Raw genomic sequence first — 25525 nt, forward strand, 5'->3', positions numbered from 1 at the left:
TTTAGATTCAAATGGATGTAGAAACTCGTGAACTGCAACAACGATTAAGCGATGCAGGCCAACTCCCGGAAGTATTACTCATCAAACCGATTACTACATCGACCAATGATGATGTGCGCGAATTGGCAACGAAGGGGGTACAGCAGGTTCTGGTATGCAGTCATGTGCAGACCCAAGGCCGTGGACAGCGTCAACGTCAGTGGATTTCACCTGAAGGGAACATCTATTTAAGCACATTGCTGCATACACAAAAACCCATCGATGGTCGTCTGGCGCTAGAAATTGCGTTAAATATCCTGCAAATGCCCAGTCTAAAAGGCCTGGAATTACAGGTGAAATGGCCGAATGACCTGTATAGTCTGCACGGAAAATGGGGCGGCATTTTGGTCGAGCCGATTTCATCTACACAGGTGGTGGTCGGTGTAGGTTTAAATATCGATCCTCTGCCCACTGACCTTCCAGATCAGCAGGTTAGCTCCTTGAACGAGTTGGGATTATCACATACCTCAAGAGTCGAGCTGATTGCCCAGTTATATCTGGCGATTCAGCAAGCCGGGCAATGGTTTAATTATGGCAGTCAAAACCTGGCGGCGCGTTTCAATCGATCGGCTGCATTTATGCAACAAACGGTTGAATTTACTGACGTGCAAGGGCAATATTCCGGTACTTTTCTCGGGATTCAGGATGATGGTGCAGTCAAGATTTTGACCGATCAGGGAATCCAGACCTTTTATCAGGGACAGCTCCGCCTTAAACATGGTGGATGAACAGGCATACAGCAATGAAAAAATTATGGTTGGATATCGGCAATACCCGGCTTAAATACTGGATTACCGAGCATGATCAGATTATTGAACAGGCAGCAGAATTACATTTACAGTCTCCTGCTGATTTGTTACTTGGCCTGATCCAGCATTTCAAAGCGCTGGGCTTGCATCAGGTGGGATTATCTTCTGTCCAAGATAAAATCAATAATGAGCGTATTCTCAGCATTTTAGAAAGTCTACATATTCCAGTGATTTTTGCTCAGGTACAAGCAGAATATGCCGGTCTGATCTGTGGCTATGATGAACCTTCGCAACTGGGCATTGACCGCTGGTTACAGGTACTTGCAGTGGCGACGCAAGCGCATGAAAATTATTGTGTGATTAGTTGCGGTACGGCGCTGACCATTGATCTGGCGCAAGGACAACAACATTTGGGTGGTTTTATTCTGCCAAATCTGTACTTGCAACGTGATTCACTGATTCAGAACACCAAGGGTATTAAAATCCCGGATGCCGCTTTTTCTGAACTCAATCCTGGACGCAACACCATCGATGCTGTTCATCATGGCATCCTACTGGGTCTGCTCAGCACGATTGAGAAAGTACTACATGATTTTCCAGCACAGTTGGTTTTAACCGGTGGAGATGCCCCGCTATTTGCGCAGCATCTCGCTCAGTATCAGCCCCGGATTGAACCTGATCTTTTGCTTAAAGGCCTGCAGCATTTTGCAGCTCATTTGCCAGACACTGTTTGATAATGTCCAGCAATTGCGGAAAATCGGCAAAGCCATCGGACTTGTTGAAATGCCCGGCTTTTTTGATCTCAAAAATTTGTGCATTCAAGCTATGTGCTAAACGCAAGGAAATCGGTGCAGGCACATAGGGATCATTACTGGAGATCAGCATCACCGCACGTTTATAGCTATACGGCAAGTTTTTCAGATCGAGTCGCACAGCCTGCAGTATTTTATTCAGTTCTGACCAGGCCACCAGCGGTGTATCAAAGGCCGAGACCAGAATGATGCCGCCGATCTTGTGTTGCTGCTGAATATAATGTTCCTGTAAAAAGTTTAAAACACTGACGCAACTCAGGCCATGTGCAACTAAAAAGGTATGTTCATCCATCTGCGGAATGTGCAGTTTCAGATTCTGCTGCCACTCTTCTAAATCAGGCTGAAAAGGGTTGGCCAGCATAATCCGTTTAGACTCAAAACCGGCATTTTTAAGCTGGCGACTGAACCAAGGGTACCAGTGATCATTAGAGGTCGCCTGATAATCCGGCACGATATAGACTTTCTTTATTATATTTTTCATAGTGATTTACTTATTATCATTGAACGCAAATTGCGTCGACAAAAAATAAGTTTTAACCAGTCTGGAGATGGAATTCAAGTGCCTTTTTGAACACCATCTCATGTTAAATTTTAAAATTTAGCGAATACAATAACATGCCTAAATTTAAGATTTAATCAGATAAGGTTCGATTACTTTCCAGAGTTCTGGCAAATCAGTACAGCCTTGAGAATCAATAAAATGTCCGTGATGCTTGGCATTCACCACAATGGCATCCAGACTGTCCGCCTGTTCCAGACTAAATTCTGGTGCAACCCGGTCATCTCCTTCGGAGTAGATCACCACACGCTCTGCAACCTGTTGTTTGAGTAAATCAAAATTGATTTCAGCGGCATCAATAAAAGGGTTTACTTCATCCAGACGACCCAGCCGGCCATTAAATCCCGCGATCAATACCAGTTGCTGAATTTTCTGCTGTTTTAATTCTCTGGATAAGTAATGTAATGCGGCTACAGTTCCCAAGCTATGTGCAATAAAAATACTGTCCTCATCAATTGCATCAATCTGTTCACGCATTTGCTGATCCCAGGTGTCCAGTGTCGGTGTAGTTGATGGATCCAGCCGGAGGACTTTTAAACTGACATTTTCCTGTTGGGCTTTTTCCTGAATCCATGGGTACCAGTTTTCTTCCGGGCTTGCAGTATAACCATGTACGACAATTACTTGGTTCATTTGAAATTTCTCTTTATTTTGTGCTGATATTCCCGAGTCTGCCTGATCGGATTTTTATTTTGGGTAAGTAAATGTTGTTTTGTTTAAACCGGTTTGACTATTTATTCGCAATAAAAAAAGGCGCATATTGCGCCTTTTTTTAAAACAAAACTTATTTCTTGTCATTGCCGCCGAACAATGGACCCATACCACCGCCGCCGCCAAACTGTTTCTGCAAGCCGCCGAGTGACTTCATCATTTTTGCCATACCGGATGGATTGGCAAATTTTTTCATCATCTTGGCCATTTGGGCATGTTGCTTGATCAGCTTGTTGACTTCTGCCACTTCCATACCACAACCTGCTGCGATACGTTTTTTACGGCTTGGGTTCATCAAGTCCGGATTACGACGCTCTTTCAAGGTCATTGACTGGATAATCGCTTCCATTTTCTTGACCTGCTTTTCAGGATTGGCTTGCGCCAACGCATCTTGCAGACCGGCATTGCTCATGCCAGGAAGCTTGTCCAGGAAGCCCATCATGCCGCCCATCTTGTTCATCTGCTCAAACTGCATCAACATGTCTTCAAAGTTGAAGCTGCCGCCTTTTTGCAGTTTTTTCGCCATTTTTTCGGCTTTTTCTTTGTCGACCTTGCGTTCAAGTTCTTCGACCAAAGAAAGTACATCACCCATACCGAGAATACGCTGTGCAACACGCTCAGGATGGAATGGCTCCAAGGCATCGAGTTTCTCACCCATACCCAAGAATTTGATTGGCTTGCCGGTAATCGCGCGTACTGAAAGCGCTGCACCACCGCGCGCATCACCATCAGTTTTGGTCAGGATCACACCAGTTAAAGGCAAGGCATCATTAAATGCTTTGGCGGTGTTTGCCGCATCCTGACCGGTCATGGCATCGACCACGAACAGGGTTTCAGTCGGGTTAATCGCTGCATGCAGCTCTTTGATTTCACCCATCATGTCATCATCGATATGCAAACGACCTGCCGTATCGACAATCAGCACATCGGCAAACTGGATTTTTGCCTGTTCAATCGCGCGATTCACAATCGTAATCGGTTTTTCGTCTGCGCTAGATTCCAGGAAAATCGCACCGACTTCACCCGCGACAGTCTGTAGCTGTTTGATCGCAGCCGGACGATACACATCGGCAGAGACCATCGCGACTTTTTTCTTTTGACGTTCTTGTAAGAAGCGTGCAAGTTTCGCTGCAGTTGTTGTTTTACCTGCACCCTGCAGGCCTGCCAGCAGGACAACCACAGGTGGTTTTGCAGCGAGGTCGAGGCTTTCATTGGCCTCGCCCATCATTTTGGTCAATTCGTCATGAACGATTTTGACAAAAGCCTGCCCAGGAGATAACTGAGTCATCACTTCCTGGCCTAATGCTTCTTCCTTAACTTTCGCGATGAATTCACGAGTTACAGGTAACGCAACATCGGCCTCAAGAAGCGCCATACGCACTTCACGTAACGTATCTTTAATATTGTCTTCGGTTAGCTGCCCTGAGCCAGTAACATTTCTTAAACTCTGCGTGAGTCGTTCTGTTAAGGTATCAAACATTGCAAAATCCGCTTAAAATAGCCATGAGCAAAAAATTGTTTCTTAAAATAGAAAATTTATGCATAGAATGCTATAGGATACTGTAGTTCGCAGCGAATTTATATAAATGAATATTCATCACCCTTAAAAAGGTTTGACATGGTTAGCCTCCCCTTGGTTTATACGATCTTAGCATTAGTCGCTTATACCGCTTCCTTCTGGTATCTGTTCATTCATTTAATGTCTAAACGTGCTCCTAATCAATGGTTTGTCTCGCTAACCGCACTGCTTGGACTGGGCTTGCATGCGCTGGTTTTATATGGCGATATGCATACCCCGCTGGGCATCAATTATGATGTCTTTGCCCTGTTTTCCTTTACCTCTGGTCTGATGCTGTTACTCAGCATTATTTACAGCACTTATCGTCCGATTATTGCCCTGAACCTGATCGGGATTCCGGTGGCTGCGACCGGATTAATTCTTGGCTTTGCGTTTACTCAGCCTGCAAAAATCATCACACAAAACTCTTTGGGTCTGGATATTCATATTATCCTGTCTTTGTCTGCTTATGCGGTATTGCTCATGGCGACCATTCAGGCCGTAATTTTACGCTTTCAGGATCGTGAGCTGAAAAAGAAGCAAAAACGCCGCGTTTGGGTCAGTTTGCTACCCTCTTATCAAGACATGGAATCATTGCTGTTTGATATGCTGATGACCGGTTTTGTTTTACTTACCCTCGCTTTGGGCTTTGGCTTTTTTACCATCGACAATTTCTTTGCTCAGCATCTGGCACATAAAACGGCGTTCAGTATTATTTCCTGGCTGGTTTACGGTTCCCTATTAATCGGACACTGGAAGTTTGGCTGGCGTGGCCAAAAAGCTGTGCGCTTTACCCTGCTCGGTTTTGGCTTGCTGGCACTGGGTTTTATTGGGTCTAAATTTGTGCTGGAAATGATTCTAGGGCGATAATTCTGAGCCTTGAAATATTCTATTTATTGTCCAATAAATAGGCTTTAGCTTGAATATTCTTTAAACGGTGATACGCCCCGCACGCACCGACAATGGCCAGCGAATGACTCTAGGCAATTCTGGATCTTCCCATTCTGGCAATAAGGCATCTGCCAGTACATTTAGTGGATTATGTCCCAGCGCTTTGGTTGCTGCTTTGACGGCTGACCAGGTACTCATATAACCAATTAACTGATAAAAGTTCCATTCAACCTGTAATACCGGTGGCTGAATCGCAATTTCCTGAAATGGAAATGGTAGATTTTTATATCCTTCATCCACATGGCGACGTTCAGGCGGCCAGTACGGTGCAAGTGTCACATCATAAAAATGCTTAAAATAATGATTCAGATGAGGCTCATCCACACTGAACACGCCATAGCTAATTAAAGCCAGAATGGCCTTAGGTTTCGCGATGCGTCGAACTTCTGCATAAAACTTTTCCAGATCCAGCCAATGCGCTGCTTGAGCCACCGAAATCAGATCAACACTCTGGTCAGCACACGGGATATCTTCAGCGAATGCCTGACCATACTGAATTTTTGGATGCGGTTTGGCCTGGGCAATCTGTTCACTACTCGCATCAATAGCAAGCACCTCATCAAAGTAATTCACCAAAACTTCTGAAAGCTGTCCAGAACCACAGCCGACATCTACAGCCAATTTGGTACTTGGTGACAGCTCTGCCAATAGCTTTCCCAATGCATCCGGATAATGCGGACGAAACAAGGCATAATCCTGTGACTGTTGGGAGAAATGATCTTTAAATTCCCTATTATTCATACGCTATTCCTCACCAGTTTTATTTCAGTCTAAATAGACGGCCAGGGAATGCAGTTGGAGTGTGGTTTCAGTCACTTCCTGTTTTTAAAATGCAGAATTCATCCAATGAATAGAATCATGTTCCTGACTTAGTCATTCAAGCTATTTTGCTTGATCTGATACTCTGCCTTGAAGGCTTTATAGCTCAACCGGTCTGCGGAGACTTCTGTTAAAGGACTGACCTCCTGCATCGAGGACAAGCAGCGCTCTGTCAGCTGAATATATTCCTGTGTCCCTTTGCTTTTCCAGGCGATTTCTTTGGCGTCCAAAGAGCGGATCACTCGTGCCGGGCTGCCCAGTACCAATGAATTTTCCGGAATTTGGGCTTTGGCTTTGACCGTACTATTGGCACCGATAATGGTGTTTTCACCAATTTCTGCTTCATCCAGAATTACGCTGTTCATGCCGACCAGTACATTTTTACGAATAATACAGCCATGTAAAATCGCACCATGTCCGATATGGCCATATTCCTCGACCAGCGTGACGCTACCGGGGAAACCATGAATGGTGCAGGAATCCTGGACATTGGCATTTTTCTGAATGTGAATCCCGCCAAAGTCGGCTCTTAAAGTAGCGAAAGGCCCGATATATACACCCTCTTCAATCACCACATCCCCGATCAGAACGGCTTGCGGATGCACATAAGCGCGAGGGCTGACCACGGGAATCACACCATCAATGGTATAACACGGCATTATTTTATTCCTTTAAAAATGCAGAATTAGATTAGCTGACGGCTTCCAGTCGCAAACCGCCAAAACGTTTATAAAATTGTGGATGTACCGGCGGCATCGAACCTTCCGAAGTTCGGGCGATCTCCATAAAGAACTCATCCCCTGCCGCAACCACGGTTTGATATAAATTACTGCTCAGATTACGGGCATTCAGGGAAAGCCAGTTGGAGGGCAATAACTCAAAAGGCAGATTCGGATCTTTTAATAAAATCCGGCGAAATTGATGAATCAGCAAAATACGCAGCTGAAATGCCTGTAGCGGATCCAGTTCATCTTCCTGTTCCACCAGATGAAAAAATTCCCGAAAATCGGTGATAAATTTTTCATAACGCTGATGCAGTTCCTGCACCGGCCAATTGGTGGCCACCATGCGTTTCACGGTTGGATAGGATTCCTGCCAAAGTTGCAAGGTTTCAGCTTTGAACACCACCACCTGATCGGTCATTTTCAGATTCAGCAGCAGGTTTTGCAGTTTCTGATGATCACAGCCCGGATAGGCCATGACATTGGTGGCGATATTGGCAAAACCCAGCCATTCCAGTTCTTTTTTCAGAACCAGTTTATTTTCCAGTTCCACTGAACTGAGCAGTACCAGATCCCATTTCTGATCCCATTCGGTATGCTGAAAACTGTAAATTTTTTGATCCGCCATAATAAAACGCTGGCGGCTGCTTTCAGTGACGCGGTAATAGCTGGTGCGACCAATTTTTTCAGACATCAGCCAGCCATTTTGAACCAGACGGAATACGGCAGTCCGTACCGATCGTTCATTAAATCCGAAGACATCCATGAGCTGAATCAGGCTGGCCAGACTGATGATGCCACCGCGGTGAAAAATACAGTCACCGAAGATGGTCATGATTAATGAGGTTCCGCTGAGTGCTTCAGTTTGAATAAAGTCATCAATTATTTGTTTTAATTTCGGATTCATTGCGTTTAACTTTACCTTATAGAAACTGGATGATAGACCATTTGGCTATCATCCAATAGTACTTCATGCAGACTTGCGGATATCAAACACGCGCTGTGCCTTACCTTCAGAGCGTGGCAGGCTCCCTTCAGGCAACACTTCGACACTCACGGTGATTCCGACCATAGTTTTAATCTGGCCCTTAAGCTGAGTTGCCAGCTGGTGTGCCATAATGTCACTGCTATCTTTACGCATTTCGGTACGGATATGCAATGTATCCAGATGTCCCTGTTTACAAATCTGAATCTGATAGTTCGGAATGAGTTGCTGGATCTGTAAAATCTGCTCTTCAATCTGTGATGGGAATACATTGACCCCACGGATAATCATCATGTCATCACTACGGCCGACAATTTTGTCCATACGGCGCATGGTACGTGCCGTGCCTGGCAATAAACGGGTCAGGTCACGGGTACGGTAACGGATTACCGGCATGCCTTCTTTAGTAATGGTGGTAAAGACCAGTTCACCCAGTTCGCCATCTGGCAGCACTTCGCCAGTTTCCGGATGGATAATTTCAGGATAGAAATGATCTTCCCAGATGGTTGGGCCATCTTTGGATTCCAGACATTCCATTGCGACACCCGGCCCCATCACTTCAGACAGACCATAAATATCCAGGGCATCAATACCCAGACGTTCTTCGATTTCCTTGCGCATTTCATTGGTCCATGGCTCTGCACCAAATACACCGGTTTTAATCGAGCAGTTTTTGGCTGTGCCAAATTTCTTCTCAAGCGCTTCAATAATGTTCAGGCAGTAAGATGGCGTGACCATCAGTGCCGTCGGTTTAAAGTCATGAATCAGTTGCGCCTGTTTATCAGTTTGTCCGCCAGACATTGGGATCACGGTTGCACCCAAACGCTCAACGCCATAATGCGCACCTAGACCGCCAGTAAACAGTCCATAACCATAAGACACCTGAATAATATCTTTACTGCTCAAGCCAGCTGCACGTAATGAACGCGCCACTACATCCGACCAGACATTAATATCATTCTGGGTATAACCCACCACGGTTGGCTGACCGGTGGTACCAGAAGATGCGTGTACACGTACAATCTGTTCTTGTGGCACAGCGAACATGCCAAACGGATAGTTATCGCGTAAATCCTGTTTGGTGGTAAACGGGAATTTCGCCAGATCTTCCAGTGAGTTAAAATCGTCTGGATGCACGCCAGCATCATCGAATTTCTTTTTATAAACCGGGCTATTCTGATAAGCATGTTGCAACGTCTTTTTCATACGCTGTAGCTGAACACTGCGTAACTCATCAACCGATACTTTTTCAATTTTTTCCATTGCATTGTTATTCATATTCTTACTCCTGACGCAGTCTTCCTGACCACGGTTTAATTCATTGATTGAATGATGTGTTTAATCCATATTTTCTAAAACCAGTGCCACACCTTGACCCACACCGACACACATGGTGCAGAGTGCATATTTGCCTTTACGGCGTTTTAGTTCTTTCATGGCCGTGATCACCAGACGGGTGCCACTCATACCCAGCGGATGACCCAAGGCGATGGCACCGCCATTCGGGTTAATTCTGGAATCATCGTCTTGCAAGCCGAGTTCACGAATCACGGCCAGTGACTGCGCAGCAAAAGCTTCATTCAGCTCAATCACGTCCATCTGTTCCAGACTGAGTCCAGTCTGTTTCAGCACTTTATGTACTGCTGGCACCGGCCCAATGCCCATATATTTGGCTTCCACACCGGCACTGGCCATTCCAATCATTTTAGCTTTCGGGCGCAAACCATACTGCTCAGCAAACTGCTGATTGCCGAGTAATACGCAAGCCGCCCCGTCATTAACACCCGAAGCATTACCAGCGGTGACTGAACCGCCTTCTTTACGAAATGGGGTTTTCAAGGCTGCCAGATTATCCAGCGTCGTTTCTGCACGCGGGTGCTCGTCTTGGGAAATGGTCAGAGTGGTTTTCTTCGGACCTTTAACCTCGACTGGCAGAGTTTCTTCGGCAAAAATACCTTTTTGCTGCGCTACTGCGGTTTTCTGCTGGCTGTGATAGGCAAACAGGTCTTGGTCTGCACGGCTAATCTGATACTTTTCAGCGACGTTTTCGGCAGTTTCCGGCATGCTATCGACGCCAAACTGTGCTTTAAATTTTGGGTTGATAAAACGCCAGCCAATGGTGGTGTCATAAATTTCAGGGGTACGGCTAAAGGCAGTTGTAGGTTTGGATTGCACAAAAGGCGCTCGGCTCATGGATTCTACGCCACCCGCCAAAATAAATTGAGCCTCACCCGATTTGATGGCACGGGCTGCCAGTCCAATGGCATCCAGACCTGAGGCACATAAACGGTTTACGGTCAGTGCTGAAACAGATTCAGGCAACCCTGCGAGTAAAGCAGCCATACGCGCCACGTTGCGGTTATCTTCACCGGCCTGATTGGCACAGCCCAAGATCACTTCATCCAGTTCTGCCCATGGCAAGGCAGGATGCTGATCTTTCAGATATTGAATCGGTAGCGCTGCCAGATCATCAGCACGAATGCTGCTCAGTCCACCGGCATAGCGTCCGATCGGGGTGCGAATTCCAGCAAAAATATAAACCTGTTCCATGATTCTTCCTTTTAGCCAGCAACGCGTAATGGTTGCTGCTGAGTTTTCTGTGCATGTCCCTGCACCGCTTTCTTTGCTAAATATATACTAGTTCTATAGCGGTCTTCACCATAAATACGATACATATTTTCTAAAATTTGTAAAATTGTGTAATATCCAATTTTATCTGCCCATTCGAATGGACCACAAGGATAATTAACGCCATATTTCATAGAAGAATCAATATCTTGTTCTGATGCAATATCATGCAATACTGCTTCACAGGCTTCATTCACCAACATGGCAATACTACGTATAACATAAAGACCGGGATGATCCTTAGACCAAATAGGTATCATATCCATACCTATGAGGAATAGCTCCACTGCCTGGCGCTGTTCAGCACTACACGCCGGTGATGCAACGACTGGAATCGCTTGAGCATTTGTCCAATCTGAATGCCAGTCCATCAACACCACAGGCTCATGCGGATAGGTAAGTTCAACTGATTCGCCAAGCGATAATCGCAGAGAAAGGTCACCAATCAGGATTTCATTCTGTTCTGCTGCCTGAAAACTCAGCTCTACATGAGAGGCCTGTTTTAAACGTTCAATCAGTACTGAGGAATGTAGCCATTCACCTTTTACTGTGACTTTGAGCTTATTCAGCGACTTGGCATAACACACTGGCAATTCATATACAGGCGTAGGCTTGGCCTGAGCGTAATCATAAAAACCCTGACCGGACTTGCGACCATAACAACCGGCATCGACCAGTTCTTTTTGAATCAAGGACGGGCGGTAGCGTGGCTCATAGAAAAATTCCTGATAGACACTTTGTGTGACCGAGAAATTCACATCCTGCCCAATCAGATCTGTAAGTTCACACGGCCCCATGGCAAAACGGCCACATTCGCGCATGATGTAATCGAGCTGTTCCGGGGTGGTGGCATTTTCCTGCAAGGCACGAAATGCCTCGGCATAATAAGGTCGTGCGACACGATTGACGATAAAACCGGGGGTCGATTTGGCTCGCACCGGAACCTTGTTCCAGTCCTTCATCAGATCAAATACTGCATCGGCAATCGCTGCTGAGGTTTTCAGTCCGCGGATAATCTCGACCAGTTTCATCACCGGCGCCGGATTAAAGAAATGCAGACCAATCACTCGCTCTGGATGTGGAATCGCCGAGGCAATGGCGGTAATGGAAATCGAAGAAGTATTGGACGCAAAAATCGTCTGTTCCGGGCAAATGGTATCCAGCTGTTGAAACAGGTTTTGTTTGACTTCTTTCTTCTCTACAATGGCTTCAATAATTAAGCCCGCATCGGCAAGCTGCTGAATGTCCTCTGCCACAATCAGATTGGCAAAGGTACTTTCCAGCAATTGCTGGGTCATTTTGCCATTTTGTACGCGCTTGCTAAGCTGCGCCTCTAAAGCAGTTAAGGCACTCTGAACTTTGCTGCGATCGAGATCAAACACATAGGTCGGATGCCCGTGCATGGCTGCCAGTTGTGCAATACCAATCCCCATGGTTCCAGCACCGACCACAGCAACTTTGACTTGTTCCAAATTGATCTGTTGCATGATTTAGCATCCTTTATATTCAGGGGTACGCTTCTGCATAAAGGCTTGTACACCTTCTTTATAGTCGCTTGAACGTCCAGCCAGACGTTGCAGGTCACGTTCCAGAATGAGCTGCTCATCCAGATTATTGTCGGCTGCGGCATGGATGGCTTTTTTGATCAGGGACAGACCATAGGTCGGTTGCTGTGCCAGATGCTCTGCCAGTTTTTTCGCTTCTGCTTGCAGTTGTTCATCTTCAACCACTTGCCAGATCATGCCCAGTTGTACTGCGCGCTCAGCCGGAATTTTATCGCCGAGCATGGCAAGGCCCATCGCCTGAGCACGCCCGACCAGACGCGGCAGGAACCAGGTACCGCCTGAATCTGGCACCAAGCCAAGACGGCAGAAGGCCTGAATAAAGGAAGCCGATTTTGCTGCCACCACAATGTCACAGGCCAGGGCAATATTGGCGCCTGCCCCTGCTGCCACACCATTCACCGCACAAATCACCGGTTTAGGCATTTCGGTAATCAGCTTGATCAGAGGGTTGTAATATTTTTCAATCGACAGACCTAAGTCCGGTGCATCGGCATTCGGATCGACCACACGGTCATTCAGATCCTGACCGGCACAGAAACCGCGGCCTTCGGCTGAGATCACTACGGCACGAATCTGGCTGTCTTTGGCCCAAGCCTTGATGACCTTGGAGACTTCCTGATGCATGGTTTCATTAAAGCTGTTGAGCTGTTTTGGACGGTTAAAGGTCAGGTAGCCCACTGCATTTTTTTCTTCGACAATAATTGTTTGATAATCCATTACATACCTCTAAATTCTGGTTTTCTTTTTTCTAAAAATGCATTGATGCCTTCCTGGCGATCTTGGGTCGCCGCCAGCCAGACAAAATGTTGACGTTCAAGTTTCAGTCCCTGACTTAAAGTCACTTCATGAATCGACTTTAAAGATTGCTTGATGGCACGAATGGCCAGCGGTGCCTGCTTGGCAATTTTTTCTGCCAGTTCCAGTGCGTATTGCACGGTCAGTCCTGCCGGACAAACCTGGCTACTAATGCCATGTTGCAAGGCTGTTTGTGCCGAAATCATTTCACCAGTCATGGCCCAGCGCATCGTTAATTGCTGACCGACCAGACGGGCCAGACGCTGGGTTCCACCGGCACCCGGCAACATACCTAAACCGATTTCAGGCAAGGCAAACTGGGCATTTTCTCCGGTCAGCACCATGTCACCATGCAAAGCCAACTCGAAACCTGCACCAAAAGCATAACCATTTACGGCCATGATTAAAGGCTTGGAAAATTCATCAATTTTTTTCCAGAGCAGTGGGCGTTGGTCTTGCTGGATGCTGACCACATCTAACTGCGCCAGCTCATTTAAATCAGCACCGGCAGCAAAGCATTGCGTATTTCCGGTGATGACCACGGCTTTCACAGCAGCATCTGTTTCCAAGTCCTGTAGACAGGCTGCAATGTTTTGCAAGGTGGCATTGTTTAAAGCATTGCGCTTTTCTGGACGATTTAGCTCGATCAGTACCACACCCGGCTTGGGTGAGCTGGTTTTAATGTAGGTCATCCTTGAACTCCTGCTATGCTCGCGGTGCTGTAAATTCAGCTTTTATTCATCAAAACTGAGTCGGACATTGGCCGTGGTTGGACGTGCCTGACAACTGAGCACATAGCCTTTCTGAATTTCATCTTCTTCCAGACTGTAATTCACCGCCATTTCAACCTGTCCCTCTAACACCTTACATTTACAGGTGGCACAAACGCCGCCCTTACAGGCATATGGCAGGTCGGCTCCGGCACGTAGCGCAGCATCTAAAATACTGTCATCCTGCTTAGAGACTTCAACAATCAGCTCGCGACCATCGAGGATGATATTGACGCGTTCTTCATTCCGGCTTTCCATCTGCTGTGCTGTTGCTTTTGGTGCAGTGCCGGTATTGAAGCGTTCAGTGTGAATCTTGCTCGACTGAATACCCCAAATCGGTAATACCGTTTCAACCGCTGCCATCATTTCTTCAGGCCCACAGGCAAAACAATGATCGGTGTCGGCTGAAATCAGATTCGCCTGAAACAGCTGCTGTAATTTGTCTGCGTTGATCCGACCGTTAAAGATTTCACTATCATTCAGTTCACGTGAAAAAATATTCACCAGTTGCAGACGTTCTTTAAAGCGGTCTTTCAGGTCCATGATCTGTTCAGAAAACATGGTCTGTTTCCAGGAACGGTTGCCATACACCAGGGTAAATATTGCGTCCGCTTGACGGTTTAACACCGACTTTACAATCGATAAAATTGGCGTAATGCCACTGCCGGCTGCAAAGCCTAGATAATTTTGACCACCAGTCTTGGCTGCTTTTTGGAAGAACACCCCTTGTGGTGGCATCACTTCTACAACATCGCCCGCTTTCAAATGCGCATTGGCCCAGGTCGAGAACTGACCCTGATCAATTTTTTTAATCGCAATGCTCATATCTTCCTGCGTATCACTGCAGATCGAGTAACAGCGGCGCAGCTCGCCGTCATCGGTTAAATGACGAATGGTCAGGTGCTGACCCGGCTGATATTGAAAAGCATCCAACTGCTCAGGCGCGAGATCAAAGGCAATGCAGATCGCCTGCTCGGTTTGTGGCTGAATCGATTTAATGGTTAATGGTATAAATTGGCTCATGGCAAAATCCTTCTTTTAGGTGGCGGTGTTCAGGCTTCTTATTGGTTTACCCTGCCCACCGCGCAATCGTTACAATTAAATACATTTGAAATAGTCAAAAGTTTCTAAGCAGTCCCGACATTGATATAAAGCTTTACAGGCGGTCGAACCGAATTCACTTAATAATTTGCTGTTGTTACTTAAGCACTGTGGACAGGTGATGCCATCGGTCAATGCCACATGCGTACCACAGCTATGTGACTGACCTTGCGGCGGGGCAATACCATATTGCTGTAATTTGTGTTTGCCCGATTCACTCATCCAGTCCGTGGTCCAGGCTTGAGACAGGTCCACAATGACTTTGACCGGCGTCAAACCGTTCGCCTCGAAAGCCTGGGTAATTTCTGCTTTTAATAAATCCGTGGCCGGACAGCCGCTATAGGTCGGCGTGAGTCGCACCACAATTTCATCCTGCTGATTCAGCTCGACGCCACGAATCATGCCCAGATCAATCACTGACAATACCGGAATCTCTGGATCAGAAACCTGCTGCAAAACGTCCCAACATTGATCTTCTACGTGTCGAATCAGATTCATGCGACTCACTCCCTGTGATTGTGCCAAATTACCAGTTCATGTTTGGATATGAGCGCTGCATGTATTGCAGTTCAGCCAAAACAAAACCGAGATGTTCTGTATGTAAGCCCTGTTTAGCCCCACTGCGATAAGCGCCTAGCTCTGGCAGGCTTAATTCAAATCGCGCTAACTCGGATGTAATGGTCTCCAGCCACTGGGCTTTTAAATTTTCAATATCTGGAATGACACCGCTATCGACCAACTGTCTTTCATCAGCCGTCAGAACAAAAAGTTCCTCGGTAAAACGCCATAACTGGTTTAAACCTTGCTGGGTTTTTTCATGCGCTTCTGCGGTACCTAAACTTAAGCGTTCCATCCAGGTGGTGGAAAAACGCTGGTGATATTTCACTTCTTTGAGTGATTTCACTGCAAAAGCCGCCAACTCAGCATGCTGACTTTGACTTAAGGCGCTAAACAATAAAGCGTGGTAGTGATCCATCAACCACTGGCGCACCAGGGTCTGGGCAAAGTCACCATTCGGCTGTTCACACAGCAGCAAATTACGGTATTCACGTTCGGTACGGAAATAAGCCAGCTTGTCTTCATCACGGCCCTGTCCTTCCACTTCACCCGCCAGACTGAGGGCAGTACGTGCCTGACCCAATAAATCCAGTCCGATATTGGCTAAGGCAATATCCAGCTCCAGTTCAGGTGCATGACCACACCACTCTGCAAAACGATGAGACAGGATCAGTTGACTGTCACCCACATGTAAAAGAAATTCTGCCAATACTTGATTTGTCATATTCTTCACCTTTCCCTTTACATATGCTCGATGCCAGCTGGAATGTTATAAAAGGTTGGATGACGATAAACCTTGTCCAAAGCGGGTTCAAAAAATTCTGCTTTTTCATCTGGCTGTGAAGAGGTAATCAATTCAGATTTCACCACCCAGATACTGATCCCTTCATTGCGGCGGGTATATACATCGCGGGCATTTTGTAGTGCGACTTCCTCATCCGGTGCACGCAGGCTGCCGACATGACGGTGACTTAGACCCTGTTTACTACGCACAAACACTTCATAAAGTGACCAGTTATTTTTGTTATTCATGAGCAAATTTCCTTATATTGATCAAACTATTTTTTAAGCGACTTTTTGTGCTGCTGACTGTTGCTGCTGTTTTTGAGCATAGACAGCTGCGGAATCACGTACCCACTTGCCGCCTTCCCAAGCTTTGCGGCGTGCTTCAATACGCTCATGGTTACACGGCCCCTTGCCTGCAAGAATCGCAAAAAACTCATCCCAATTGATTTCACCAAATTCGTAATGTCCGGTGGCTTCATTGAATTTAAGGTCTGGATCGGGAACGGTTAAACCCAGCTGCAAAACTTGCGACACGGTGTTATCGACAAATTTCTGACGTAGCTCATCGTTGCTGAATAATTTAATTTTCCACTGCATACTTTGTGCACTGTTCGGTGAATTATCGTCACTCGGACCAAACATCATCAGTGCCGGCCACCAGAAACGGTTCACTGCATCCTGTGCCATCTGCTTTTGTTCCGGCGTACCATTGGCTAGTTCCATCATGGCTTCAAAGCCCTGACGCTGATGGAAACTCTCTTCTTTACACACACGCACCATAGCGCGGGCATAAGGACCGTAAGAGGTCCGGCACAGCGCAACCTGATTGACAATGGCTGCACCATCCACCAGCCAGCCAATCGCGGCAACATCGGCCCAGCTCAGGGTTGGATAGTTAAAAATGGAAGAATATTTCATGCGACCGGCAATCAGTTTATCCATCATGTCGTCACGATCCGCCCCCAGGGTTTCTGCAGCACTGTACAGATACAAGGCATGACCGGCTTCGTCCTGAACTTTTGCCATCAGCACAGCTTTACGCTTCAAGGTCGGTGCACGGGTAATCCAGTTGCCTTCCGGCAACATGCCCACCACTTCAGAGTGTGCATGCTGACCAATCTGACGAATCAAGGTCTTACGATAAGCATCCGGCATCCAGTCCTTCGGCTCGATGGAAATATCCTTTTCAATCTTTTGATCGAAGATTTGTTGTTGATTATTCATTGTTCCCTCACTTATCCCAAGTGTTGATACACTCAAATTAAAACGATACGTAATTAAAATCAATATCTATTTATTGGTATCATTTAATTTTCACCCCTTATTTTTAATAAATATTTGTTTTATATAAATTAATATTTTTTATTTTATTGTTACGCATTTTTAAATACAGATTTATGATTGACATTTTCAATTTTTCAACACAAATTATGAAACATCAAAATTAAAATATATCTCAAAACGTATCATAAATGGAGTTTTTACAATGTTAGAGTTAGACAGCAGCTCAAGCACAACGGATTATCAAGATACTGAATCAACCCATAATCCTATTGCCATCAAAAGCTTATCTTCACTGGTGTACGGCCAGGAATACGCAGCGCAAGCCGATTTACGTACGGTTTATCATGCCCTTAGCGGTGAAGCGGTTTATCAGGTCGGCAGTCAGGGCATCGATACCCAAGCCGTGGTGAAGTATGCCAAACAAAAAGGCGCGACTATTGCCACATGGACCTTCCATCAACGTGCCAATGCACTGAAGCAAGTGGCTCAGTATTTGATGGAACGCAAAGAAGACTTTTATGAGCTTGCCAAAGCAACCGGCTGTACCCGTAAAGATGCCTGGATTGATATTGAAGGCGGGATTGGCACCTTATATGCTTATTCGAGTTTGGTGCGTCGTGAACTGAGTGATGAAACAGCATGGGTCGAAGATGCCTGGATTCCTCTTTCTAAGCAAGGTAGCTTTGGCGCGAAACATATTCTGACGCCTAAAGCCGGTGTCGCCGTGCATATCAATGCCTTTAACTTTCCGATCTGGGGCATGCTGGAAAAAATCGCACCGACACTGCTGGCAGGCGTACCCTGTATTGTCAAACCGGCGACCGAAGGTGCCGAGCTGACTCATGCCGTAGTTAAAGCCATTCATGAAAGCGGTTTCTTGCCAGAAGGTTCACTGCAGCTCATTTGCGGACAGGTCTATGATTTATTTGATCATTTAAATCCTCAAGATACGGTCACTTTTACCGGTTCTGCTTCAATAGGGCAAAAACTGCGTTCGCATCCACACTTAAATGCCTACTCGATTCCATTCACCATGGAAGCAGACTCGGTCAACAGTGCAATTTTGACGGCGCAAGCCAATGATGAAACGATTGATTTATTTGTCCGTGAAGTTTTCCGTGAAATGACCACCAAAGCCGGACAGAAATGTACCGCCATTCGTCGTGCTTTTGTGCCGGCCGAGCTATTGGATACAGTACAAGACCGTCTGATTGCAAAACTAAAAAAAGTGGTCGTGGGCGATCCGGCTCAGGAAGGCGTGACGATGGGTGCTTTGGCCAGCGTCAAACAGAAACATGATGTCGCGGCAAAAGTTGAACAGCTGAGCCAGGATGCAGAGATTGTATTCGGTAGCCACTTGCGCCAAGACTTTAAGCTGCAAGTACAAAATACTGAGAAGTCTGCATGTTACCCACCGACAGTACTGGTCTGCAAAGCACCAGTTCAGGCAGAAAACATTCATAAGATTGAAGCCTTTGGGCCTGTAGTGACTTTAATGCCATATACTGACTTGGCTCAGCTGGCTGACCTGGTGGCACGTGGCGAAGGTAGCCTGGTGGCATCCATCGTACGCAATACCGATGAAAATATTGAACAACTGCTCAGCAAAATTGCGCCATGGCATGGTCGTGTCCATATTCTGGATGCTGAAAGTGCCAAAGAAAGTACCGGACATGGCTCTCCATTACCTTTACTGGTTCATGGTGGACCGGGACGTGCCGGTGGCGGTGAAGAACTCGGCGGCTTGCGTGCAGTCAAACATTATATGCAACGTACTGCGATTCAAGGCTCGCCAAATGCCATGACTCAGGTCGGCCATAGCTGGACGGCTGGAGCTCAAGTCTTTGAAGACCGCGTGCATCCTTTTAAAAAATCATTTGATGAATTGCGTATAGGCGAGCGTTTACTGACTGCACGACGTAGCGTGACCGAAGCGGATCTGGTGAATTTCGGCTGCCTGAGCGGTGATCACTTCTATGCGCATATGGACAAGATTGCTGCAGCAGAATCCCTGTTTGGTGAACGTGTGGCCCATGGCTATTTCGTGGTGTCTGCCGCAGCCGGTTTATTCGTTGATGCCGCCCAGGGCCCAGTCATTGCCAACTATGGCATGGACAACTTGCGCTTTGTAGAACCGGTGAAAATTGGCGATACCATTCAGGTAGAACTGACCTGTAAGCAGAAAACTCCAAAAGCACTGCGCGATCCGGCACAGAAGCCACATGGTGTCGTGGTCTGGGATATTAAAGTAAAAAACCAACGCAATGAACTGGTTGCAACCTACGATATTTTAACGCTGGTTGAGCGTGGCTAAAAATTTAAACTCAAAAAAAGGAATCATTATGATTCCTTTTTTTTGCCTTTAAAAATTATTTGTATCTATTTTTAAAAACAGATTGACGTCTCTCTATTTAGACTCTAGATTAATTAAATACGATACAATATAAAAATAACAAGCATATTAAAAGTATCAAATAAATATCTCAAACGATCAGCACAGGATGTTGCATGATGAATGATAAATCGCTGAACCTAGAAATGGTTGAAAGGACGATTCAACCAACAAATCAAAATTTTGAGCCTACACCGACAGAAACGGCTGTGCCGCTGTCTGAACAGATTGAACCGCCACCGGAAAGCAGCACCTATCAATGGTATGTGGTGGTCATTTGTATGGTGGCTTACATTCTGTCATTTGTAGACCGTCAAATTTTATCGCTCATGATTGAACCGATTAAAGCCGATTTAATGCTGAGCGATACTCAGTTTAGTCTGTTACAGGGTCTGGCCTTCTCCTTATTTTATGCCATTATGGGCTTGCCCATTGCCGCATTGGCGGATCAAAAGTCACGGATTAAAATTATTGCAACCGGGATTGCATTCTGGAGTCTCGCTACAGCGGCTTGTGGCCTCAGTAAAAACTTTATTCAAATGTTTATTGCACGTCTGAGTGTGGGTGCCGGTGAAGCTGCGCTTTCCCCTGCCTTTTATTCAATCGTTGCCGATTTATTTCCGAAAGATAAATTAGGCCGTGCACTCGGTGTATATGCGATTGGTGCCTTTATTGGTTCGGGCCTAGCTTTCCTGATTGGCGGCTATGTGATTGGCCTGCTAAAAGATGTCAGCTTCGTAGCCTTACCCCTCATTGGTGAAGTGAAAACCTGGCAACTTACCTTTATGATTGTGGGTCTTCCAGGCGTATTACTAGCCCTACTCATGGTGCTGACGGTGCGTGAACCTGCACGTAAGGGTATGAAAGTCGATCAGGATGGCCAGGTCATTAAAGCCTCTTTCAAAAATTCGATTGGTTTTATCAAGACACATAAAAAGACCTTCTTCTGTCATTTTATTGGCTTTTCTTTTTACACCATGATGCTGTATTCGCTGCTGGGCTGGGCACCTGCCTATTACATGCGTAATTTCGGTCTGGATGCGAGTCAAACCGGTTATATCCTCGGTACGATTATTCTAGTCGCGAATACTTCGGGTGCCTTATTCTGTGGCTGGTTGATCGACTTCTTCTCGAAACGTGGCTATAGCGATGCTGCAATTCGTACCGGTGCGATTGGCTGTGCAGCGCTGATTATTCCGAGTGTGCTGTTCACTCAGGTCGATAATATGCAGCTTTCATTTGCGCTGATTTTTGTGGCGATGTTCTTCTCCACTTTCCCGATTCCTGCATCGGCTGCTGCTACGCAAATGCTGACACCAAACCAGCTACGCGCACAGGTATCTGCCAAGTTCCTGCTGGTTTCAAACCTGATTGCCTTAGGCGTCGGAACCACCGCTGTGGCATTAATCACGGATAAATATTTCCAGAATACCTTAATGGTTGGTAACTCGATCTCGATCGTCAATGCGATTGCCGGATTGATTGGTTGCTTCCTGTTGTACAAGGGCTGTCAGTATTATCGTGAAAGTATGAAAGTCGAGAAACTGGCTGACTAAAATGGCTGGATATTGCTAAACCTTCTTAATTTTCACTTTTAAAGGCCTTTAATCCACATTAAAGGCCTTTTTATATCAGCCCAAAAAGTTCAATTTTCAGGTACTCATCATTCAATTCCGATCCAGCCTAGACAGGCTGCCTAAAAAAACGTATAACACCGTTTTAAATTTACAGGTGTGCACCGTTGAAACTTGTGCTTGCTCCCATGGAAGGCTTAACCGATCCGATTATGCGTGATGTGCTGACATCCGTAGGTAGCTTTGACTGGTGTGTGACCGAGTTTATCCGTGTCACCGATTCCCTTCTGCCCGATCATATTTATCATACTTACTGCCCTGAACTGTTGAATGATGGCAAGACGGCGGCAGGTACACCGGTACATGTCCAATTCTTAGGAAATAATCCGGAGATGCTGGCAGCGAATGCCGCCAAAGTGGCAGCCATGGGCGCACCGGCAATTGACATGAACTTTGGCTGTCCGGCCAAAACCGTGAACCGTCATCGCGGGGGCTCAGTCCTGCTCGATGAACCCGAAGTCGTACATGAGCTGGTTAAAGCCGTGCGTGATGCAGTGCCTGCGCATATTCCGGTTTCCGCCAAAATGCGTCTGGGTTATATGGACCGTAATTTCATGCTGGAAAATGCCCATGCCATTGAAGATGCAGGAGCAGCATGGGTTACCGTTCATGCACGCACCAAAGCCGATGGCTATACTCCACCCGCTTTTTGGGACCAGCTACAACCGATTCGTGAAGCACTCAAAATCAATGTGATAGCCAATGGTGAAATCTGGAACAATGCCGATGCCAAACAGTGCCGACTAGAATCTGGCTGCGAAGACCTGATGATTGGCCGTGGTGCAGTGACCACACCCGACCTGACTCAATGTATCCGTCAAAACTCGGATGCACCTTTGATGAAATGGAATGAACTGCTACAACTGCAAATTCGTTTTATCAACGGCCCAGCCAAAACTGAGATCGGGATGGTCGGTCGTTACAAGCAATGGCTCGGCATGATGTCGAAACATTATCCTGAAGCCAAAGCATTATGGGATGAAGTAAAACGGATTAAAGTTCTGGCCGAGATTACCGAAAAACTGAAAGCTTCAAATATTTAAAACCAAAAAGCCTTTGAATGATTTAAAGGCTTTTTTATGGACTCGTAAAAGCTTATGACTGCTTAAGATGCTTTAAATTTTCTACATGCTCCCGATTAGTTTTCCAAGATTTTTCTAAAACTTCTTTTTCTAGCCGCAGTTGTATCCGTTTTAATTTCGTTTCAGAAATCATCTGCTGATCAAAACTTTTCACATAGTCGATCCAGCCTGCACCCCGAAATACATGATTTGGCATCGGTGTTTTAAACACAGCATCCGGCATAAATACAATCACAGAATGCAAAAGGTCTGGTTCCACAATATCTGCCAGTAGCTGCTCCAATACTTTGATGTGCTTATAGTTCTGATGAATCGGATTCTGAAATTTATAACTGTTTTTATAGATTTTCTGGGTCCAGGTTTTTTGTCGCTCGTTTCCAAATATCCAGCCTTTATAGTTTTTAGTCTCAATCACAAATATTCCGTAAGGACTTAATAACAGATGATCGATCTGCGTGGTCGCGCCTGTCCCGTCTGGAAGAGTCAAATCATTGAGCAGAATATATTGAAGATCTTTTAAATACAGTTTGACATGGGCAGCAACCGCAAATTCTCCTAATTTCCCTTTTAAAAATGGCTTGAATAATTTAAAAATCATCACGCCAAAGAAAAGCAGAAGAATCCACCCTAAGCTGGACCAGAATGGACTTAATAGCTGTATGGTAGAATGTTCCATATTCTAATTTTCATTTGTTTTAAGTGTTGAAATATTAATGCGTTCGCTCAATATTTAACAGGATTTCTTTTTTATCCAAACCACCGGCAAATCCTACCAGCTTGCCACTGCGACCAATCACCCGATGACAGGGTGCAATAATCGAAATCGGGTTTTTGCCATTGGCTGCACCCACGGCGCGTACTGCCTTGATATTACCCACCTGTTCAGCAATGTCACGATAGCTTCGGGTCTGTCCGTAGGGAATATTCAGTAGCGCCTGCCAAACTTTTTTCTGAAAATCAGTACCGGCAAAGTCCAAAGGCAGGTCAAAAACATTGCGCTGACCGGCAAAATATTCTTGGAGCTGGCGTCTGGTTTCAATCAAGACCGGATGTCGCGGATCTTCAACCAAGGTCGCCAGTTTCACCCGATTCGGCTGTTCACAATCCCAAAGCACGGCTACCAGCGCGGTTTCATTCGCGACCAGCTGTAGCTGACCTACAGGCGAGTCCATATAAAGATAACTTAAGTTCATGATGGTGCCCTGTCCCAATCACTGGAGTTCATTTTCTATATTAACCCAGTTCACCGAGACAGGCAGAAACAAATTATGAAGAGGATACTTTCATCAGCACCAGACCGGAAATGATGAGTACGGCAGCCAGCATACGCAACGCTGTAGCGGGTTCACCCAAAACCCAAATACCAATGAGAAATGAACCCACTGCACCAATCCCGGTCCAGATCGTATAGGCTGTACCTAGTGGCAAAGTACGCATCGCATAAGCCAGCAAAGCAAAACTCAGTACCATGAAGACAATGGTAATAATACTTGGGGTAAGTCTGGTAAAGCCTTCAGACAGCTTCATCGAATATGCCCAAACGATTTCAAAAATACCCGCAAGAATAAGTACGATCCAGGCCATGCAGCCCTCCTCCTTTTATATAAGAATCAGGCCGTCCTGACGATTTTTCCTGTAAATTCCGATATGCAATTCACAAGGGAGGTCGTTCCTCCTAGGTGTAAAAATTTTATAAAACCACATTGCAGTAATCTGGCTATTTTTACAAAACATGACTTATCGAGATACAACTTAACTTTGCCTTACTCAAATCCTCACGACATTCATGGCTACTCTGGTTATGGTAGATGTTGAAAATGCCAAGTCAGAAATAGTTCTAATAATCGGGCAATTCATTCACAACAATTACATGAGAATGGACTCAGAATATTAAGTTATACACATCAATTAAATTTAAACTTTGTCTGGAGAAATTACATAATGAAACACAAATATACGACACATTGATCACTTTTTGCCTGGTTCCATTATCAACCTATGGTGAATAAACAACCACCAAAGACAAGATTTATAGGCGATAAAAAAGAACCCAATTTGAGTTCTTTTTATACAAATTTTGTCTAAATCGCAATCAATCAGGCTACAAACGATTACATTTTATGCAACATATCCATATGGTTATCAACATAGATATCTACACACTTATCCATAAAGTTATCCACATATTTATGCACTTATGAGTTTTTAACGATTACAGTTGAACCTGCCCTACTCTCGCTAATTCCGTACGCATTTCATCAATCACAGCTTTATAATCCGGCTTGCCAAAAATAGCTGAACCAGCTACAAACATATCGGCACCCGCTTCGGCAATTTCACGAATGTTGCTTGGCGTAACGCCACCATCGACTTCCAGACGAATATCACGACCTGAAGCATCAATCAGTTTGCGTGCCTGACGCAATTTATCCAAAGTCATTGGAATAAATTTCTGTCCGCCAAAGCCCGGGTTCACGCTCATGAGCAGGATTTGATCGACTTTATCCAGCACATAATCCAGATAATGCAATGGTGTTGCCGGATTAAATACCAGTCCCGCTTTTGCACCACCTGATTTGATCAACTGTAAAGAACGGTCAATATGATCAGAAGCTTCTGGATGAAAAGTAATGATATCAGCACCCGCTTCAAGGAAATCCCCGATCATGCGATCCACCGGCTTAACCATCAAATGCACATCAATGGGCGCCTTGATCCCATAATTTTTCAAGGCCTTACAAACACCTGCACCAAAAGTCAGGTTCGGTACATAATGGTTGTCCATGACATCAAAATGAACAACGTCTGCACCTGCTTCCAACACATTCTCGACTTCTTCACCTAAACGGGCAAAGTCAGCAGATAAAATAGAAGGGGCAATTAAATAAGGCTTGGACATGGGAGAACCTGGTTTGTTGAAATTGGATTTTTCCCATTATATCAAATCCGCTCCGGCTACTGTGATTCGATGTTGCAAGATTAAAACGCTGTGTAACGCTTTGAGGCTTATGCCGGCATCACCGCT

Annotated in this window: 26 protein-coding genes; 6 read left to right on the forward strand and 20 right to left on the reverse strand. The window is 45.6% G+C overall.

The annotated features are described in order from the left end of the window. Positions 1–11 precede the first annotated feature (11 nt). Both F894_RS08685 and F894_RS08690 read left to right on the forward strand, forming a co-directional pair. Complete coding sequence (locus F894_RS08685) at positions 12–767, forward strand: biotin--[acetyl-CoA-carboxylase] ligase (RefSeq protein WP_004279200.1); 756 nt, start codon at positions 12–14, stop codon at positions 765–767. A 14-nt stretch (positions 768–781) separates the two neighbouring features. Then, positions 782–1522 (forward strand): type III pantothenate kinase, encoded by a 741-nt coding sequence (locus F894_RS08690; RefSeq protein WP_004730667.1) that lies wholly within the window; start codon positions 782–784, stop codon positions 1520–1522. Here F894_RS08690 and F894_RS08695 read toward each other — a convergent pair. From F894_RS08695 to ffh, 3 genes are all read right to left on the reverse strand, one after another. Next, positions 1476–2081: an RBBP9/YdeN family alpha/beta hydrolase gene (locus F894_RS08695; RefSeq protein WP_005104858.1), complete on the reverse strand. Its 606-nt coding sequence runs from the start codon at positions 2079–2081 to the stop codon at positions 1476–1478. The genes F894_RS08690 and F894_RS08695 overlap by 47 nt on opposite strands. A 144-nt stretch (positions 2082–2225) precedes the next feature. Then, a complete protein-coding gene (locus F894_RS08700) occupies positions 2226–2792 on the reverse strand; it encodes an RBBP9/YdeN family alpha/beta hydrolase (protein ID WP_004279197.1) in 567 nt (188 codons plus the stop codon). Positions 2793–2943: 151 nt separating this feature from the next. Continuing rightward, positions 2944–4350 carry a signal recognition particle protein gene (ffh, locus tag F894_RS08705; protein WP_005247147.1) on the reverse strand — a complete coding sequence of 469 codons (1407 nt, stop codon included), beginning with the start codon at positions 4348–4350 and terminating at the stop codon, positions 2944–2946. 138 nt (positions 4351–4488) lie between these two features. On the opposite strand from ffh, the gene F894_RS08710 reads away from it, so the two are divergent. Continuing rightward, positions 4489–5298, forward strand: a complete 810-nt coding sequence (locus F894_RS08710) for a cytochrome C assembly family protein (protein WP_004730673.1) — start codon at positions 4489–4491, stop codon at positions 5296–5298. Between the two features lie 60 nt (positions 5299–5358). Here F894_RS08710 and F894_RS08715 read toward each other — a convergent pair whose 3' ends face one another. From F894_RS08715 to paaA, 13 genes are all read right to left on the reverse strand, one after another. Further along, on the reverse strand, positions 5359–6120 hold the full coding sequence (locus F894_RS08715) for a class I SAM-dependent methyltransferase (protein WP_005247148.1): 762 nt from the start codon (positions 6118–6120) through the stop codon (positions 5359–5361). 128 nt (positions 6121–6248) lie between these two features. After that, positions 6249–6857: a DapH/DapD/GlmU-related protein gene (locus F894_RS08720; RefSeq protein ID WP_005247150.1), complete on the reverse strand. Its 609-nt coding sequence runs from the start codon at positions 6855–6857 to the stop codon at positions 6249–6251. 31 nt (positions 6858–6888) lie between these two features. After that, entirely contained in the window at positions 6889–7827 is a 939-nt protein-coding gene (paaX, locus tag F894_RS08725; RefSeq protein ID WP_005247152.1) for a phenylacetic acid degradation operon negative regulatory protein PaaX, read from the reverse strand. Positions 7828–7890: 63 nt separating this feature from the next. Further along, on the reverse strand, positions 7891–9183 hold the full coding sequence (paaK, locus tag F894_RS08730) for a phenylacetate--CoA ligase PaaK (protein ID WP_005247155.1): 1293 nt from the start codon (positions 9181–9183) through the stop codon (positions 7891–7893). Between the two features lie 60 nt (positions 9184–9243). Next, positions 9244–10455: a 3-oxoadipyl-CoA thiolase gene (gene pcaF, locus F894_RS08735; RefSeq protein ID WP_005247157.1), complete on the reverse strand. Its 1212-nt coding sequence runs from the start codon at positions 10453–10455 to the stop codon at positions 9244–9246. Between the two features lie 11 nt (positions 10456–10466). Next, on the reverse strand, positions 10467–12020 hold the full coding sequence (locus tag F894_RS08740; RefSeq protein WP_005247158.1) for a 3-hydroxyacyl-CoA dehydrogenase: 1554 nt from the start codon (positions 12018–12020) through the stop codon (positions 10467–10469). A 3-nt stretch (positions 12021–12023) separates the two neighbouring features. Continuing rightward, positions 12024–12815, reverse strand: coding sequence for a 2-(1,2-epoxy-1,2-dihydrophenyl)acetyl-CoA isomerase PaaG (gene paaG, locus F894_RS08745; RefSeq protein WP_005247159.1), 792 nt, complete (start codon positions 12813–12815; stop codon positions 12024–12026). Then, positions 12815–13585, reverse strand: coding sequence for an enoyl-CoA hydratase-related protein (locus F894_RS08750; RefSeq protein ID WP_005247160.1), 771 nt, complete (start codon positions 13583–13585; stop codon positions 12815–12817). The genes paaG and F894_RS08750 overlap by 1 nt, the downstream gene beginning before the upstream one ends. Before the next feature lie 42 nt (positions 13586–13627). Continuing rightward, positions 13628–14686: a 2Fe-2S iron-sulfur cluster-binding protein gene (locus F894_RS08755; protein WP_005247161.1), complete on the reverse strand. Its 1059-nt coding sequence runs from the start codon at positions 14684–14686 to the stop codon at positions 13628–13630. A 75-nt stretch (positions 14687–14761) separates the two neighbouring features. Beyond that, positions 14762–15262: a 1,2-phenylacetyl-CoA epoxidase subunit PaaD gene (gene paaD / locus F894_RS08760; RefSeq protein ID WP_005247163.1), complete on the reverse strand. Its 501-nt coding sequence runs from the start codon at positions 15260–15262 to the stop codon at positions 14762–14764. Positions 15263–15290: 28 nt separating this feature from the next. After that, positions 15291–16046, reverse strand: coding sequence for a 1,2-phenylacetyl-CoA epoxidase subunit PaaC (paaC, locus tag F894_RS08765; protein ID WP_005247164.1), 756 nt, complete (start codon positions 16044–16046; stop codon positions 15291–15293). A gap of 17 nt (positions 16047–16063) precedes the next feature. After that, positions 16064–16354: a 1,2-phenylacetyl-CoA epoxidase subunit PaaB gene (gene paaB / locus F894_RS08770; protein WP_004279183.1), complete on the reverse strand. Its 291-nt coding sequence runs from the start codon at positions 16352–16354 to the stop codon at positions 16064–16066. A gap of 33 nt (positions 16355–16387) precedes the next feature. Then, positions 16388–17332 (reverse strand): 1,2-phenylacetyl-CoA epoxidase subunit PaaA, encoded by a 945-nt coding sequence (gene paaA, locus F894_RS08775; protein WP_004646055.1) that lies wholly within the window; start codon positions 17330–17332, stop codon positions 16388–16390. 262 nt (positions 17333–17594) lie between these two features. On the opposite strand from paaA, the gene paaZ reads away from it, so the two are divergent. The 3 genes from paaZ (at position 17595) to F894_RS08790 (ending at position 22461) form a co-directional block, all read left to right on the forward strand. Continuing rightward, the gene (gene paaZ, locus F894_RS08780; protein WP_005247165.1) at positions 17595–19706 is read left to right on the forward strand and encodes a phenylacetic acid degradation bifunctional protein PaaZ; all 2112 of its coding nucleotides are present in this window, start codon (positions 17595–17597) and stop codon (positions 19704–19706) included. 194 nt (positions 19707–19900) lie between these two features. Then, the gene (locus F894_RS08785; protein WP_005247166.1) at positions 19901–21340 is read left to right on the forward strand and encodes a spinster family MFS transporter; all 1440 of its coding nucleotides are present in this window, start codon (positions 19901–19903) and stop codon (positions 21338–21340) included. 185 nt (positions 21341–21525) lie between these two features. Continuing rightward, positions 21526–22461 (forward strand): tRNA-dihydrouridine synthase, encoded by a 936-nt coding sequence (locus F894_RS08790; RefSeq protein ID WP_004646052.1) that lies wholly within the window; start codon positions 21526–21528, stop codon positions 22459–22461. Between the two features lie 52 nt (positions 22462–22513). Here F894_RS08790 and F894_RS08795 read toward each other — a convergent pair whose 3' ends face one another. From F894_RS08795 to rpe, 4 genes are all read right to left on the reverse strand, one after another. Next, positions 22514–23176 carry a nuclease-related domain-containing protein gene (locus F894_RS08795; RefSeq protein ID WP_005247168.1) on the reverse strand — a complete coding sequence of 221 codons (663 nt, stop codon included), beginning with the start codon at positions 23174–23176 and terminating at the stop codon, positions 22514–22516. A 34-nt stretch (positions 23177–23210) separates the two neighbouring features. Then, on the reverse strand, positions 23211–23693 hold the full coding sequence (locus F894_RS08800) for a methylated-DNA--[protein]-cysteine S-methyltransferase (protein WP_005247169.1): 483 nt from the start codon (positions 23691–23693) through the stop codon (positions 23211–23213). Positions 23694–23766: 73 nt separating this feature from the next. Then, entirely contained in the window at positions 23767–24084 is a 318-nt protein-coding gene (locus tag F894_RS08805; RefSeq protein WP_004279177.1) for a DMT family transporter, read from the reverse strand. Between the two features lie 628 nt (positions 24085–24712). Next, on the reverse strand, positions 24713–25399 hold the full coding sequence (gene rpe / locus F894_RS08810) for a ribulose-phosphate 3-epimerase (protein WP_005247170.1): 687 nt from the start codon (positions 25397–25399) through the stop codon (positions 24713–24715). Between the last annotated feature and the right edge of the window lie 126 nt (positions 25400–25525).

It is taken from the genome of Acinetobacter sp. CIP 51.11 (assembly GCF_000369665.1).
Classification (GTDB): domain Bacteria; phylum Pseudomonadota; class Gammaproteobacteria; order Pseudomonadales; family Moraxellaceae; genus Acinetobacter; species Acinetobacter lwoffii_S.